The following is a 13,848-nucleotide window of genomic DNA, read 5'->3' as shown; positions in this document are numbered from 1 at the left end:
AGCGACCCGCGAGCCGCGAACACCGACAGGAACGGAGGCGTGAGCGATGAGCGCCGAGCACGAGCAGCATCCGCTGTTCATGCCGCTGGTGTTCGTCGGCGGCTTGATCTTCGGCTTCGGTCTCGGCTTTAGTCACATGGCCCAACCCGAGGTCGTGCTCAACTTCCTGCAGTTCGAGGACTTCGGCCTGCTGTTCGTCATGGGCGGCGCGGCGGTCATCACGGGAATTACTTTCTTCGGCATCGGATTTGTCCGGGGTACGGCCCCGCTGACCGGCAGCACCTACGCCCGTCGGCTGAAGACCCTCGACAGGAACGTCGTCCTCGGCGGCGGCATCTTCGGCGTTGGCTGGGGCCTGTCGGGCATCTGCCCCGGCGCAGCCTACGCGAGCCTCGGCGTCGGAAACATCTTCATCCTCTATGGCATCGCCGGCATGTTCGTCGGCGCGTACATCCAAGGGTTCGTCCGCTCGACTCGAGCCGATGACGAGGCCCCGGCGACGGCAGCCGACTGACCGGACGGCTTTTTGCTGCGACTGATAATCAACTGGTGAATGGACTTCGAGACGTACAAGAAACACCTCCGCACTCGAGTCCTCCTTCTTTGCCTGCTAGCCGTCGCCATCGTCGGTGCTCGCTGGCTTGGGCTGCTCGAGGGAACGGGATCGCGTTTACCGGGTCCTGGGGCCGGTGCACCAGTGCTGGCGGCCCTGACGGTCGCGGGCTGGCTCGTCATCGCCGGTATCGGTGCAGTTGGGCTGTATCGATGGCTCCGGTCATAGCGCTGAGTCTACAGTAGATCAGTGCACAGGTCGTTGTTCAGTATTATTCGCGATACTCGCCAAGTAATACATGTTGACATATAGAAGTTCTCTCTGCCTCCATGCGGAAACGCTAGAGGTGTAGATCAAACGAATAGTTAGAGAATGTCGGTGATTTCGCGCATCGATGAAAGACGAAATGTCGGTTCTGGGTTCGGATTCGAAGACACATCTTTCTCCGGCACCCATGCAGTCTGCATCCCGGCACGTTGGGGACCAACAACATCACGATCATGCTGATTCCCCACGTAGATAGATCGTTCAAAGGAAATTCCGAGTTCGTCTAGAGCAATCTCGAATGGTTCTGGATCAGGCTTCGATTTGATTCCAGTCCCGGGCCCGCAGCAGACAGTAACGTCAAAGGCATCCTGGATACCAAGCGTCTCTACTTTTGCGAGTTGTGTCTCTTCGGAACCGGCAGTGATGAGTCCAACAGCATACGTTTCTTGGACATACTCCAATACCTTGTTTGCACCGTCTCGGAACGAGACAGCGGTCGGATCAAGTACCTCGAGCGTCGCCTCAGCAAGTGTGGGCGCATAACTCGGATCAGCACTGATGTTCCGACAAATAGCGCGATAGACATGTTCATACTGTTCTCTATCGGAGTTAGCTTTTGGAAGTGAGCTGTAATCGACTGCATAAACATCATCTAAATCAAAAAACGCTGGAGCCTCTACCCGGTCAAATACTGCTTTATAGACCTCTTCATCGGACTGGTCTCTCACACAAAGCGTTCCATCGAGGTCGAAACAGACGGCCTTAATATCGCCCATCACCCCAAACATCAATAAGATAGAATCTAAATCCACTGGATCGCTGATGGACTACTCACAGATCAAGTGAACGAATGGCTCGTTCGCGTGCTGTGCATTCAGTTTGCACATTATACTAGTACACACACGGCATAAACTCCTAACAGGCTGGTTCCCGAACAGATCGTATGGTCGACAAAAACGTCGTCCGTCGGGGTTACGACGGTCTGGCGGAAACCTACGCCACCGAGCGCGATCCCGATGACCGAGAAGGCGAGCTACTCGAGACCCTCCTCGAGCGCCTCCCTGACGCTGCTCGGCTTCTCGACGTTGGCTGCGGACAGGGTGATCCGGTACTCCGTCGGGTAAACAGTGAGCCAGATCTCGAGACGGTTGGGATCGATCTGTCACGCGAACAGTTACGATTCGCACGCGACGGTGCGCCCACCGTGGCGCTCTCGCGTGGCGACATGACAGCGCTGCCGGTCCAACCAAACGCGTTCGATGCCGTGACGGCCTTCCACTCGGTGATACACGTCCCGGAGGACGACCATCAAGCGGTGATCGACGAGTTCGCGCGCGTGTTGCGCCCCGGCGGATTCCTGCTGCTGACCGAGGGAACCAACGACTGGCAGGGCTCGAATCCGGACTGGCTCGCAAGCGGCGTCGAAATGCAGTGGCATATCGCTGGTGCGGAGCGGACGCGCGAGCAGCTACGGAACGCCGGGTTCGAGATCCGTGATGAGTGGCTCGTCGGTGACGAACTCGCCGACGAGGACGCAAACTGGACGGTGTTTCTCGCGCGACTCGAGGACTCCTGACTGGCTCACGCGTACCGATGCGAGACACCCGATGGTGAGACGACGCAAAGTCTATCCCTCTGACGTCCATACAGATGGGCATGGACTTCCCACCGAATCAGGGTCTCGACCAGGACGAAGTCACCGAAGAAGTCGAACAGGTTCTCGAGGAGAACGACGTTGTCCTCTTCATGAAAGGCACTGCGCTGATGCCTCAGTGTGGCTACTCGCGCAAGGCACTCGGCCTGATCGATCACCACCGCGACGACTACGAGACGGTCGACGTCCTCGAGTCGCTCGATGAGTATCGAACGGCACTCAACGAACACAGCGGCTGGGAGACGATTCCACAGACCTACGTCGACGGCGAGTTCGTCGGGGGGTCTGACATTCTCGAGGAACTCGAGGAGCGAGACGAACTCGCGGCGACGCTGAACGCGGAGTAGCCCGCGCGCAATTGAACGGTTTCTCGCGATTATACAGTCACACGGTCGGTTCGATCCTGGATTTCAATGACCCCAATATCGCTTGCGTAGCTGGTATTCCGCCTCGAGAGGAAAACGCACTCTAATTAGTGACTTAAATTTATCCGGGGTGGAGGGCAACGCATTTAATAGCAGATCATATAAGTCACGCCCACGTATTCAGAACCAAGCGACCGTCGCCGCAACCTTCCCACTATGTCAACAGAGGAATCCAGACACGTTTATCGGCTGCATTCGACGCTCGAACTGCCCCTCGAAGACCTTCGAGAGCATATCGACGAGGCGAGTTATCCAGAGGGAATCGACGACGTGGAACTCACGCGGCGAAACAACACCCTCATCTTGAAAGCCGTCGCCGAAGACCAATCGGTTAGCAAGTACACACCAACGGCACAGCTGAAGGCTAGCGTCACCGAAAACCGGGTCTATGAGGAAGACCCAGACGAGCGACGCCAGTCCTTTAGCTGGGATGAAGAGGAAGAAGAGGAAATCGAGTCCGAACTCGTCGAGTTCGCCGCGTTCAAAGGCGACCGCGAGACCGTCCTCCAGAACTCCTTGCTCCAGTACGAGATGTTCCTCGTGCTCTGTACCATCGCGGAGGCCGCTGAAAAGGGCACGCTGACCGCCATTTCGGAACACGGCGGCACGCTCGAGGCGACCCGAATCGTCGACGGCGAACCGCGCCCGGCAGACATCGAGGTCGTCGAGGGGCCACGCGACCACGGCTCAGGAGACGGCGGTGTCAACTGGCGCGACAACAAGTTCATCAGCGACTAACACCGCATAGACCGGTTCTGGTGTCTCTCCGGACACCACACTACTTCGTATTTCGAGTCACAACACTAATTCTTGATCACCGGCCTGAAGAGAGCTCACATCGGCTCGAGAATACGGTCGTAAACGGCCGGATACTCGCGGAGTCGTGCGTGACTGATGAGTACGTAGCAGTATGCTTGCACTCGCTCGCGCCACGCACTCCAGTTGTCGCTGTCCCAGGAGTCGCGACGAATCGTCGCGACCCGTAGATCCATGATTCCCCGCTCGGCCAGTTCAGCGAGAAGTGGGCTGGGATCTGACCCGATCTCCGATTGGTAGGTCGACCGCGCACGGCGTTTTCCGTCGAAGACGTGGCCAGGATCGAACGACGATTGCCCCGGCTCGATCACGAGATCGTCGGCTGCGAACTCGTGGGCACGCCAGTTGACGAGCGCCTGTGCCAGTTCGAGTGTGATGAGCGTTCGGGATTCTGAACGGAGTCGCTCCCATGGTGGGGAGACGCTCGGAAAAGACCAGTGTGCAAGCTCACTGTGTGCGTATTCATAGGGGCCGTACGTCTCGATATCGTCATCAACGTACCGCGACTCGACGTCGGCCTCGAGATCGGCGGCGAGCGTCCGCAGGTGATCGCCGTACTCGCTGCCGGCATCGCCAATCTCGTCTGCCAGCAGGTCGTGGTAGCGCTCGGCGGTTTCGATGGCGAGTTCTGCCTGTCGTACCCCAGCCGTAATATCACCAATTTCGCGCGGCTCGTACGCTGTACTGTCTGGTGGATCTGCATCTTCATCATCACGAAACGCCTCGAGGTCGGCCCAACTGACGTGATGCTCGCTCAACTGCAGTTCCGCTTCGATTTCGGCGTACCACGCCAGATCGCGTTCGGGGTCGACGACAGGGTAGGGCTCGAGCGCCTCGAAGACGGCGTCGATCCGATCGTACACGGCGAACGAGCGTTCCGCGAGTGCCTCGAGGTCCGCTTCGTCGCGTATTGCTCGTGCTTTCCCCAGTTCCTCAGCGGCGAACTGCATGCTGTAGGTGACCTCGGACAGGGCGTCGTGGGCGTTTCCATCCTCGAGTGACTCGGTGGCGCGCTCGACGCCGGCGCCGATGCCGCGGAGGTGGTACTCGTCGCTATCGATTCCCTCGCGAAGCGTCGTCGTTTCCTCGACGGTCTCCTCGAGCAGCGAAATCGCGTCACGAGCATGGTCGTCGGTTACTGGGGGGTGCCAATGTGAATTCGCCGGTGGCGGCGTTGGGTATGCGTTTGTTGCCCAGTCAGCAACCACATTTGGGAGGGCAGTCGGGCGCAGGAGGCCAACGGCGACGGTACCACCGCTGCCGAGGATGCCGGCACCGGCAACGCCGCCGAGAAGTTGTCGGCGAGTTGGTGAGGGAGGAGTGGGGACCATCACCACTGACTCATCAGCCCGGTGTAATGTGCGTTTCGCTGTCGTCTATCGATCACAGCAGTGTCGTACGTCTGTACTACAACTGGGCAAGCGAGAGTAGTGAGTTGCAACAGGGAGGTAGCAGTCTCTTTCGACTGTAAGCTGACCCAACGCGGTATTTAGGGAGTGAACTACCGCGACAATCCGACCGTTACGTAGCGAAAAACTGGCCGCCGTTGTCCGCTCTCGAGCGGTATGCTGCCCCCGATAGCAGTAGCACGCTGATAACGATATAGCGCGTTTTGGAAGGGATAGATGTCATGAGCTACGAGGTGATACGACGTGCGCTGTCTCTTCTTTAATAACACGCCGGCACACGTCCATCTGTACAAACACACGGTCACTCAACTCGAGGATGATGGACACGATGTACTCGTTCTCGCGCGTAACGACGAGTTCACCGAAACCCTGCTCTCGTATCACGACGTGCCCTACGAGACCTACGGTGATCGCTCGGAGTCGCTGCACTCGCTGGCCTGGGAACTGCCGGCGCATCTGGCCACAATCGGCACGCAAGCCCGCCAGTTCGATCCGGACGTGATCTTTGGAATCGGCCCGTATGCGGCCTACACGGGGACGATCACGCGAACGCCGGCGATTGCCGTGCTCGACTCCGAGCCCTCGCTTGATCACGTCGTCTCCCGGCCGTTCGTCCAGGCGTTTCTGACGCCGGCTGCGTTCCAGAAGGATCTCGGGGCGAAACACTACGAGTTCGAGGGGTTCAAAGAATCCGCGTATCTCCACCCTGACGTGTTCGAGGCGGACAAGTCGGTCCGTGACGATCTGGGCGTCGATCAAGACGAATCCTACGCTATCGTCCGATTCAACGCCTTCAACGGCCACCACGACGTTGGGCGACAGGGCTTTTCGATCGAACAGCGCCGTGAGTTGCTCTCGGAACTTGCCGACCACGCCACGATTTTCGTCTCCGATGAAGGCGGTGACCTCGAGTTCGAGGACTTGCCGGCGCGGAAATTCGATCTCCACCCGGCGCGGATGCACGACGCGCTCAACGAGGCCGCTCTGCTGGTCGCGGATACGCAGACGATGATCACGGAGGCGGCGCTCCTTGGGACGCCCGCGCTCCGGTCGAACTCTTTCGTCGGCGAGGACGATATGGGCAATTTCCTCGAACTCGAGAAGCAGGGGCTCGTCGAAAATATCGGTGAGTTCGAGGCGGTCCTCGAGCGCTCACAGGAACTGCTTGCGGATGAGTCAGCTCCCGAGCGGTGGGAGCAGCGGCGAAACGACTACGTCGAAGACATGGTGAATCTCACGGACGTTATTTCGGACGTTGCACTGGCGTACAGCGACACGAACACTGAGCCGGTTCAAGTCAACCTCTCACCACGGGGGGTCAACTGATGCGGGTCTGTTCGGTCGTCGGCGCGCGCCCGCAGTTCATCAAGGCCGCCACAGTGTCTCGAAAGATCCGCGACGTCGGTGAGGAGGTGCTGGTTCACACCGGCCAGCACTACGACAAGGAGATGTCCGACGTCTTCTTCGACGAACTCGACATCCCCGAACCAGAGTACAACCTCGGCGTCGAATCCGACACCCACGGCCGACAGACGGCGCGGATGATCGCCGAACTCGAGCCGGTGATTGAAGAAACCGATCCCGACGCTATCTTGCTGTACGGCGACACCAACTCGACGCTCGCCGGGGCAATCGTCGGCTCGAAACGCGATGTCGCAGTCGCTCACGTCGAGGCAGGACTGCGAAGCGGTAACCGCGATATGCCCGAGGAGATCAACCGGATTCTGACGGACCATGCCTCCGACATGTGCTTCGCGCCGAGCGAGGACGCTGTCGGGACGCTCGCAAACGAGGGGATCGTCGATGGCGTCCACTGGACGGGTGACGTGATGTACGATGCAATCCTCGCCGCACGCGAGCGCGCCCGTGATAGTTCCTCCATTCTCGAGGATCTCGGCCTCGAGGAGGACGAGTTCATCCTAACGACAGTCCACCGGGCGAGCAACACGGACGACCGGGGCAATCTCGAGGCGATTCTGGACGGGCTTGCGAGCGCACCCGTCCCGGTCGTGTTCCCGGCACACCCGCGAACGGTTGACCGGCTTGAGACCTACGGCCTCTGGGAGCGCGCGAACGAGGACCTCGAGATTATCGAGCCACAGGGGTATCTCGACTTCGTGCGCCTGCTCGATGGGGCTGAACGGATCGTGACCGACTCCGGCGGCGTCCAGAAGGAAGCCTTCTTCCTGGAGACGCGCTGTGTCACGATGCGCGAGGAAACCGAGTGGACTGAAACGGTTGACTGTGGCTGGAACCAGCTTGTTGGCCCGAATGCAGACCTGATCCGTGAGGCACTCGTGACTGACTGGAAACTCGACGCGCGCCCACAGCCCTACGGCGACGGGTCCGCCAGCGAGCGCATCGTGGCCCTGCTGCAGGAGGCACTCGAGACTGACGACGCAGACCAGCAGATCGAAGCCCCGTCGCTCGATTGAGGAAACTCGAGTCAGGTCGCCCCATCATTGGCAGCCATGAAGTTGTGGTGTGCCCCAATATTGCCGCCTCTGTTGTCCGCGTGAGAACGGTGAGTCCCTCGACAGTGACGCGAGTCTCTGTTCGCTGTGTTATACACTATCGTCACACACGAACGCTCGATTAGGCACCAGAGAACCCGCTGTAGTGCAAAAGGAATGAACTCGAGTTCGCGATTCAGGGTACGTCTTTCGCCGAGTGAGAACAACCACCACCGTTTTCGTCCCGTCTCAAATTCCGTCAGAGGTTTCCGCTCCCCCAAACGGTTTAAGTGTGGTAATTATATCTAATTACACGAAATGACCGAGAACTTCCCCGACTACGTCGACGTCGACTACGACGATGGCACCGGCGAAGATCCCGCGGACTATCCGCATATCAACGATAAAATCGAGAAGGCGATCGAGGTCACCCGCCAGGGTCTCGAGCAGTACGAGAACCCGGCCGTGATGTGGACCGGCGGGAAGGACTCGACGCTCGTGCTGTACTTCGTGACGCAGGTCGCCGAGCGCTTCGATCTCGAGGTTCCGCCCGCAATCTTCATCGACCACTACCAGCACTTCGACGACATTCACGACTTCGTCGACTCCTGGGCTGACGAATGGGGTCTCGAGGTCGTCTACGCGCGCAACGAGGACATCGGCCAGTACGTCGAGGCCAACGACTTAGAGCCGGGCGACGACATCCCAATCGACGAACTCTCCGACCACAACCAGCACCACGTCGAGAACATCCTCGAGTACGAAGAGGACACGTTCCCGTTCCTGCTCGACACCTACGCGGGCAACCACCTGCTGAAGACCGTCGCGCTCAACGACGCACTCGAGGAGCACGACATCGACGGCATTCTCTCGGGCGTCCGCTGGGATGAACAGGAGGCTCGCGCCGACGAGACGTTCTTCTCGGAGCGCCACGACCCGGACATCTACCCGCCACACGACCGTGTCCAGCCCATCCTGCAGTTCGACGAGGCTGCGGTCTGGGAGGCCTTCTGGGACTTCGTCGTCCCGGACACCGTCGACGAGTTCCCAGACGAGGGCTACGTCCCCGAAGGCAAAGACGACCTGCCGGATGACCTCGAGCCTGCGGACACCCCAGTCTCGCCGAAGTACTGGGAAGGCTTCCGCTCGCTCGGCAGCGAGATCAGTACCGAAAAGACCGAAGAAGACCCTGCATGGTTGCAGAACCTCGAGGAGACGACCGAGCGCGCAGGCCGCGCCCAGGACAAAGAGGACCTGATGGAGCGTCTGCGCGACCTCGGCTACATGTAGACTCGAGGCGGTACGGCCTCACTGAGTACCTCGACAGGGTTTGATTTTCGCGCCAGCACAGGTAGCAAGCGTTTCTGATGGACGATTACCGACAGCTATTACGCATTCCGTTCAGACACATTTCGTGTGTACCGAAGACTGTTCGTGGCGACGATACTACTTGGCTTTTTCGTGCGTCTCGGCGAGGTTATCGTCGCGCTCGGTCCGTCGAACCCGTTCTGGAACTGGCTCGAGGCCAGTTGGACCGTTGCTTGGCTCAGTGTTCTTGTCGTGGGCCTCTGGTGTTATCGAGCCGATGATCGGATCACGTTCGATGGGGGCATTCGCACGCGATCTACATTTATCGGTGCACTCTTCTGTGGAACAACTATTGGCTACAGCGTCGGTGCGGCGCTGCTCATTGGTTTGGGCTTCGAAGGGCTGATACCTGTCGGTGAGGTGATTACGGGTGCATTTCTCGGCGGGTACATCACACTTGCTGGCATGGCTGGCGTGACCGCCCACGCTGTGGCGAACGATGTCCCTTTTATTGGTTCTCGGTTTCTAACCTTCAGCGGCATTCTCGCGCTCATTGCGGCGATCTCGACGGTGTTTGGCTACGGGCAGGGGTGGTCAGACACCTGGTCGACACTCCTTTTCAGTGTGTACATGTTCAGTCTCGTCCGGCTGCAACGACAGAGTGAATCCAGCGACTCGAGGCGTCAGCGCCTCAGTGATTGACTCACGCAGGTTTGCGTTTTTGCGTTCACACTGGTAGTCAGCGCCAGCCGTTTCACGAATCGACAGCTACTATACATTACGTTCCGACAGTTCGTGCGTGTACCGAAGGTTGTTCGTGGCGACGGCGCTGCTCGCGTTTGTCGTGCGTCTCGGTGAAGCCGCTGTTGCGCTCGGCTCGGGCCACCCGGTCTGGCACTGGCTCGAGGCCAGTTGGACCGTCGCCTGGATCGGCGTCGGCTCCGTGGGTGTCGGGTGCTATTGTGTCGGGGATCGGATCGACCTCGAGGCGGGCCGACGGACTGCTCTCGTTTTCATCGGTGCGTTCATCGGCGGGCCAATCATCGGCTACGGTGTCGGTTCAGCGCTGCTCATTGGTGTGGGTCTCGAGGGAGCGCTGACGCCGGTTGGAGCACTGATTACCGGTGTATTCCTCGGGTTGTACGTTCTGTTCGGCGGAATGGCTGGCGTAACTGCTCGCAACGTCATGAACGGCGACCACGTCGTCAATGCACGCCTTCTAACCAGCGCTGGCGTTCTCATGTTCATCGTGGCGGCGGCAACGATGTCCGAGTACGGCTACGGAACGTGGGCTGACGCCTGGTTTTTCATCCTCTTGAGTTCGTACCTGCTCGGGCTTGCCGGGCTGCAACGTCACAGCAGAACCGTCGACTCGAGCCCACAGTAACACGCTAGCCCACGCCACAAAAAGAATCGCAGTCGCTAGTTCGTCGCGCGGTACTCGCCGTGTTTGACGCCGATTGCGAGCATGATCGCACCGAAGATTGCCATCGACGGCAGGACCATCATCATGATCGTGTCCGTCGTCATCGGTGCCATCGGCGTCAGTTCCGGCAGCGCAAACAACGTGCCGACGCCGACGACCAGTACTGCAACGAACGCCGCGATCGTTTTCGGGAGGTCAAGTGCCATAGCAGACGCTTGGGCGTCCTCGAGTAATTATGTTCGGAAAACAGACGCTCTCGAGACCGAACGTCTTCGGTTAGTTCGACGGGCGAACCAGATTCGCCAGCGAGACGAGGATACCGAGGAACCAGCCCAGCGCGAACGAGAAGCCGAGCCACATCGCTGCGTACGCTGCGCCCTCGAGTTCGAAGTTTGCCCAGAGGAATTCGTTGATACCACCAATGGCGAGCGGGTTCGCAAGCAGCCAGGCGGCGAACTGATAGCTCGGCTCTAAGACGTAGGGCTCGAGAGCGGGCGTGACGAGCGCGGCGACGACCGGCGGGAGGAACAGCGCGGTCATCCCGAATGGGTACGCAAAGACGACGGTCGTGATGCGCCCGCCGACTTTGGCGAACATGGAGGCGATGGCGGCCGACAGTGTTGCGACACCGCTTGCGGCGGCGACGGCGATGACGGATTCGATCGGAATATCGACTTGCTCTATGTAGGCCATCGCGCCCCAGATAAGCGTGAGCAGCCCCCAGCCAACCAGTGCCATGCCAGTGACGCCGGCGATACCGAGTCGCGTCCGCGTCGAATCGAGTTTCGATGCGTAGTAACGCGTTCCCAGCCCGACGACGGTCAGGGGATACATGAGTAGCAGTCCAATCGTTCCAAGGATACTCCAGAGACGGTAACCGATTTTCTGTGGAAGCGTCTCAGGCTCCCATTTGCCCATGACGGAGTGGCCGCGGCCGCGTTGCCTGGGGAAGACGATCTCCATCCAAGCACCGTGTAACCGCTGTAAGTCGGTCTTAACCGCGCCGACGATCCCACCACCGCCACGATTCCGTGTGCGGGTGGACATACGCAAGCCAAACTGCCGGTGTACCGTAAACTTTCCTTCTCTTTCAGCACCGACAACACGTTGACGAATCGATCTCGAGAACCGAGTAATCAGGGATTAGCGGCTGATTCAGGGGGTAGTTCAGTTCCAGGGAGCAAACGACGGGTCGACTTCGCGGCTGGTCTCATCAATCGCGTCGATCCGGTTGATGTCATCTTGCTCGAGGTCGAGCGTCAGGGATCGCCAGTTGTCTCGGATGTGCTCCGGCGTGACCGACTTTGGGATGGCAGTCACTCCCTTCTCGTGCAGCCAGGCGAGACTGACCTGCGTTTCGGTGACGTTGTGTTTGGCCGCGATCTCTTGAATCTCAGGCTGGTCGACGATCGACCCGCGGGCAAGCGGGCTGTAGGCCACGACCTCAATATCGTAGTTCGCACAGGCGTCGCGGATGTGTTCCTGTGGCAACAACGGATGACACTCGACCTGATTCGCCAGAATCGGCGCATCACAGAGAGCAACTGCCTGCTCGATCTGTTCAGGTTCGAAGTTACTGATGCCAACGTTTTCGATCAACCCCTCGTCGTATAGCTGATCGAACGCCGACAGCGTCCCCTCGGGATCGTACGCACGGGACGGCCAATGGACGTACAGTAGGTCGACTGACTCCACACCGAGGCGATCGACGCTTTCGCGTGCCGTCTCGAGGATGTCCTCGTGTGCGAGATTCGAACTCGAGACTTTCGTTGCAAGGAAGATGTCGTCGCGGTCGACGTCGGAGGCGGCGATTCCCTCGCCAACGGCGTCCTCGTTGTCGTACCCCTGTGCCGTGTCGATGTGTCGATAGCCACACTCGAGGGCGGTCTGGACGGCTGCAGTACAGTCGTCGTTGCTGGCTTGCCACGTTCCGAGTCCGAGCATCGGTATGGTACTCGCGGTTGGACACATCGTCGAATCGATCGAATCGACGTCATCGGGCGTCATGTGACGGACAATGTCGAGGCACGCGAAAAGCAGTTGGGGTTGCAGATATCCACGAGTGATTTTTCTGTCGCTGTTGCTGTCTGTAAGCAGTCACTCTGAGCGTGCAGCGACAAGGTGAGTGTGAGACGCGCTCGTTATCACGATCATTGCCAATTCCTCGTTTCTATCCGATCAATCGAAACGAACGAAAACAACACCACGGATTCAACAAGTGATTGCTGGACATACGGCCAGGTTGTGAGTGGATAGGTCGTCTATGAATTGCTCATCCGTGGTACAATAGAACAAACTACACTGACAGTATTCTCAGTGTCTGTTCTTTACTATATCCACTCGAGTTCCGAAACTTATTAACCGCGGAGTGTGGCCCTACGTAGCAATGACACGGACCCTCGAGATGGAGACGGACCGAGTCCACGAACAGATCATTACCGAGGTCGCGGCGAAACGCGACACAGACCCGACTGCGCTTCCACCACTGTTCGATGCGGTTGACCCCGACGCACTGTCAGCAGTCTTTAGCCCAACTGCAACCGGCACGGTACGGACCGGGCGCGTTGAGTTCTCGTATGCGGGCCACGACATTGAGATCGTCTTCACCGAAGACGGCCCAGCGCTTTCGATTAACTGATCAACGACTCCGTCTCGAGTGGACGGGGGTGGGACCCTAGGCGTGGATCAGTATCGCAATCGGCCGCTAGCTGTCCTGTACATTCCGTATCGCCACTTCGGTGTGGTGACTGCGAGAGCAATTAGTGATCGATTTCTGGGCGCTGGAACGTCGTTTCGTCGCCGACTGGCTCGGCGATCGCTTGTTCAATCTCCGGTGTCTCGAGAATTGCATTTCGATGCGGCTCGTCGATGTGAGTGAAGTAGTATGTTTCAGCGCAACCGGCGACCATTTCTGAGAATTGTTTGTCGTCGTCGTGGACGACCGAAACAAGATCACCGGTCACCGCGACCACTGTCGAATTGGAGGGCTTGTACAGGGCGTCCCGCAACTGACCAGCCGTACAGTCGGCTGGCAGTTCGACCCGGACGCCGTCAACGGTGACCCAACGGGTTTCCATACATGACGTACGTACGAGATACCCTATACCATTGTGCCCGCAGCTACAGGCCGGACCGATAGTTTGTGGGTACCCAAGAGTTGCCATTTGACGCGTGAGTATTTCTGCCCTCACAATAGTTAGGGTGCTTGCGGCCGGAGAGAGACGCGTGAGCGAGAATCGCGTCGTTCAGGGGCGAATGGTCACAGCACAGAAACTCGCGGAACTGATCGAAGGCGACAGCATCATGGAAGTCGACTCGATCAGCGAACCCAATCGGGACTGTCCCGACTGTGGGGGCGATATCCTCGAGGTCACGTACATGCCCTCAGTCACGGAGTTAGTCACTGGCTGGAAGTGCCAGGAGTGTGACTGGGCCGAGACGGACCGAGACTAAGAGGTACCACTATAGTAACAACTGCACCTATTTACACACTGATCGCCGACCTGTCTGGCGATCAGGTGTGCAATGACTTGCAGT

Annotated in this window: 18 protein-coding genes; 12 read left to right on the top strand and 6 right to left on the bottom strand. The window is 58.8% G+C overall.

Annotated elements, in window-relative coordinates; translation table 11 throughout:
- The first annotated feature begins 46 nt into the window (after positions 1–46).
- Both G6M89_RS10295 and G6M89_RS10290 read left to right on the top strand, forming a co-directional pair.
- A complete protein-coding gene (locus G6M89_RS10295) occupies positions 47–514 on the top strand; it encodes a DUF6691 family protein (protein WP_165161701.1) in 468 nt (155 codons plus the stop codon).
- Positions 515–553: 39 nt separating this feature from the next.
- Positions 554–781 (top strand): hypothetical protein, encoded by a 228-nt coding sequence (locus G6M89_RS10290; protein ID WP_165161700.1) that lies wholly within the window; start codon positions 554–556, stop codon positions 779–781.
- 137 nt (positions 782–918) lie between these two features.
- Here G6M89_RS10290 and G6M89_RS10285 read toward each other — a convergent pair whose 3' ends face one another.
- Positions 919–1,632: an HAD family hydrolase gene (locus tag G6M89_RS10285; protein WP_165161699.1), complete on the bottom strand. Its 714-nt coding sequence runs from the start codon at positions 1,630–1,632 to the stop codon at positions 919–921.
- A gap of 131 nt (positions 1,633–1,763) precedes the next feature.
- Between G6M89_RS10285 and G6M89_RS10280 the strand changes: the two genes are divergently transcribed.
- The 3 genes from G6M89_RS10280 (at position 1,764) to G6M89_RS10270 (ending at position 3,637) form a co-directional block, all read left to right on the top strand.
- Positions 1,764–2,396: a class I SAM-dependent methyltransferase gene (locus G6M89_RS10280; protein WP_165161698.1), complete on the top strand. Its 633-nt coding sequence runs from the start codon at positions 1,764–1,766 to the stop codon at positions 2,394–2,396.
- A gap of 80 nt (positions 2,397–2,476) precedes the next feature.
- Complete coding sequence (locus tag G6M89_RS10275; RefSeq protein ID WP_165161697.1) at positions 2,477–2,821, top strand: glutaredoxin; 345 nt, start codon at positions 2,477–2,479, stop codon at positions 2,819–2,821.
- Positions 2,822–3,055: 234 nt separating this feature from the next.
- Positions 3,056–3,637 (top strand): hypothetical protein, encoded by a 582-nt coding sequence (locus tag G6M89_RS10270; RefSeq protein ID WP_165161696.1) that lies wholly within the window; start codon positions 3,056–3,058, stop codon positions 3,635–3,637.
- A 95-nt stretch (positions 3,638–3,732) separates the two neighbouring features.
- Here G6M89_RS10270 and G6M89_RS10265 read toward each other — a convergent pair whose 3' ends face one another.
- Positions 3,733–5,046 carry a hypothetical protein gene (locus G6M89_RS10265; RefSeq protein ID WP_165161695.1) on the bottom strand — a complete coding sequence of 438 codons (1,314 nt, stop codon included), beginning with the start codon at positions 5,044–5,046 and terminating at the stop codon, positions 3,733–3,735.
- A gap of 321 nt (positions 5,047–5,367) precedes the next feature.
- Here G6M89_RS10265 and G6M89_RS10260 point away from each other — a divergent pair, with 321 nt between their 5' ends.
- The 5 genes from G6M89_RS10260 to G6M89_RS10240 all read left to right on the top strand — a co-directional run bounded on the left by G6M89_RS10260 (position 5,368) and on the right by G6M89_RS10240 (position 10,272).
- Positions 5,368–6,450 carry a hypothetical protein gene (locus tag G6M89_RS10260; protein WP_165161694.1) on the top strand — a complete coding sequence of 361 codons (1,083 nt, stop codon included), beginning with the start codon at positions 5,368–5,370 and terminating at the stop codon, positions 6,448–6,450.
- Positions 6,450–7,559 (top strand): non-hydrolyzing UDP-N-acetylglucosamine 2-epimerase, encoded by a 1,110-nt coding sequence (gene wecB / locus G6M89_RS10255; protein ID WP_165161693.1) that lies wholly within the window; start codon positions 6,450–6,452, stop codon positions 7,557–7,559. Before G6M89_RS10260 ends, wecB begins: the two co-directional genes overlap by 1 nt.
- A gap of 336 nt (positions 7,560–7,895) precedes the next feature.
- On the top strand, positions 7,896–8,867 hold the full coding sequence (locus G6M89_RS10250; protein ID WP_165161692.1) for a phosphoadenosine phosphosulfate reductase family protein: 972 nt from the start codon (positions 7,896–7,898) through the stop codon (positions 8,865–8,867).
- A gap of 126 nt (positions 8,868–8,993) precedes the next feature.
- Positions 8,994–9,587: a hypothetical protein gene (locus G6M89_RS10245; RefSeq protein ID WP_165161691.1), complete on the top strand. Its 594-nt coding sequence runs from the start codon at positions 8,994–8,996 to the stop codon at positions 9,585–9,587.
- Positions 9,588–9,684: 97 nt separating this feature from the next.
- Positions 9,685–10,272 (top strand): hypothetical protein, encoded by a 588-nt coding sequence (locus tag G6M89_RS10240; protein WP_165161690.1) that lies wholly within the window; start codon positions 9,685–9,687, stop codon positions 10,270–10,272.
- A gap of 35 nt (positions 10,273–10,307) precedes the next feature.
- Here the strand turns inward: G6M89_RS10240 and G6M89_RS10235 are convergent, their stop codons facing one another.
- The 3 genes from G6M89_RS10235 to G6M89_RS10225 all read right to left on the bottom strand — a co-directional run bounded on the left by G6M89_RS10235 (position 10,308) and on the right by G6M89_RS10225 (position 12,318).
- Positions 10,308–10,517 (bottom strand): hypothetical protein, encoded by a 210-nt coding sequence (locus tag G6M89_RS10235; protein WP_165161689.1) that lies wholly within the window; start codon positions 10,515–10,517, stop codon positions 10,308–10,310.
- Between the two features lie 70 nt (positions 10,518–10,587).
- Positions 10,588–11,358 (bottom strand): hypothetical protein, encoded by a 771-nt coding sequence (locus G6M89_RS10230; RefSeq protein WP_165161688.1) that lies wholly within the window; start codon positions 11,356–11,358, stop codon positions 10,588–10,590.
- Between the two features lie 120 nt (positions 11,359–11,478).
- Entirely contained in the window at positions 11,479–12,318 is an 840-nt protein-coding gene (locus G6M89_RS10225) for an aldo/keto reductase (RefSeq protein WP_165161687.1), read from the bottom strand.
- 379 nt (positions 12,319–12,697) lie between these two features.
- On the opposite strand from G6M89_RS10225, the gene G6M89_RS10220 reads away from it, so the two are divergent.
- A complete protein-coding gene (locus tag G6M89_RS10220) occupies positions 12,698–12,949 on the top strand; it encodes a HalOD1 output domain-containing protein (RefSeq protein ID WP_165161686.1) in 252 nt (83 codons plus the stop codon).
- A 121-nt stretch (positions 12,950–13,070) separates the two neighbouring features.
- On the opposite strand, the gene G6M89_RS10215 is transcribed toward G6M89_RS10220, so the two are convergent.
- The gene (locus G6M89_RS10215) at positions 13,071–13,388 is read right to left on the bottom strand and encodes a hypothetical protein (RefSeq protein WP_165161685.1); all 318 of its coding nucleotides are present in this window, start codon (positions 13,386–13,388) and stop codon (positions 13,071–13,073) included.
- A gap of 148 nt (positions 13,389–13,536) precedes the next feature.
- Between G6M89_RS10215 and G6M89_RS10210 the strand changes: the two genes are divergently transcribed.
- Complete coding sequence (locus G6M89_RS10210; RefSeq protein ID WP_165161684.1) at positions 13,537–13,764, top strand: DUF5795 family protein; 228 nt, start codon at positions 13,537–13,539, stop codon at positions 13,762–13,764.
- Positions 13,765–13,848: the final 84 nt, after the last annotated feature.

The organism is Natronolimnobius sp. AArcel1, assembly GCF_011043775.1.
Lineage (GTDB): Archaea > Halobacteriota > Halobacteria > Halobacteriales > Natrialbaceae > Natronolimnobius.
This window is presented reverse-complemented; position numbering and strand designations above follow the sequence as displayed.

Coding starts and splice junctions, on each gene's coding strand:
- G6M89_RS10220 (WP_165161686.1), top strand. CDS start 12,698: ATGACACGGACCCTCGAGATGGAGACGGACCGAGTCCACGAACAGATC.
- G6M89_RS10225 (WP_165161687.1), bottom strand. CDS start 12,318: ATGACGCCCGATGACGTCGATTCGATCGATTCGACGATGTGTCCAACC.
- G6M89_RS10250 (WP_165161692.1), top strand. CDS start 7,896: ATGACCGAGAACTTCCCCGACTACGTCGACGTCGACTACGACGATGGC.
- G6M89_RS10280 (WP_165161698.1), top strand. CDS start 1,764: ATGGTCGACAAAAACGTCGTCCGTCGGGGTTACGACGGTCTGGCGGAA.
- G6M89_RS10295 (WP_165161701.1), top strand. CDS start 47: ATGAGCGCCGAGCACGAGCAGCATCCGCTGTTCATGCCGCTGGTGTTC.
- G6M89_RS10235 (WP_165161689.1), bottom strand. CDS start 10,517: ATGGCACTTGACCTCCCGAAAACGATCGCGGCGTTCGTTGCAGTACTG.
- G6M89_RS10230 (WP_165161688.1), bottom strand. CDS start 11,358: ATGTCCACCCGCACACGGAATCGTGGCGGTGGTGGGATCGTCGGCGCG.
- G6M89_RS10215 (WP_165161685.1), bottom strand. CDS start 13,388: ATGGAAACCCGTTGGGTCACCGTTGACGGCGTCCGGGTCGAACTGCCA.
- wecB (WP_165161693.1), top strand. CDS start 6,450: ATGCGGGTCTGTTCGGTCGTCGGCGCGCGCCCGCAGTTCATCAAGGCC.
- G6M89_RS10270 (WP_165161696.1), top strand. CDS start 3,056: ATGTCAACAGAGGAATCCAGACACGTTTATCGGCTGCATTCGACGCTC.
- G6M89_RS10275 (WP_165161697.1), top strand. CDS start 2,477: ATGGACTTCCCACCGAATCAGGGTCTCGACCAGGACGAAGTCACCGAA.
- G6M89_RS10265 (WP_165161695.1), bottom strand. CDS start 5,046: ATGGTCCCCACTCCTCCCTCACCAACTCGCCGACAACTTCTCGGCGGC.
- G6M89_RS10290 (WP_165161700.1), top strand. CDS start 554: ATGGACTTCGAGACGTACAAGAAACACCTCCGCACTCGAGTCCTCCTT.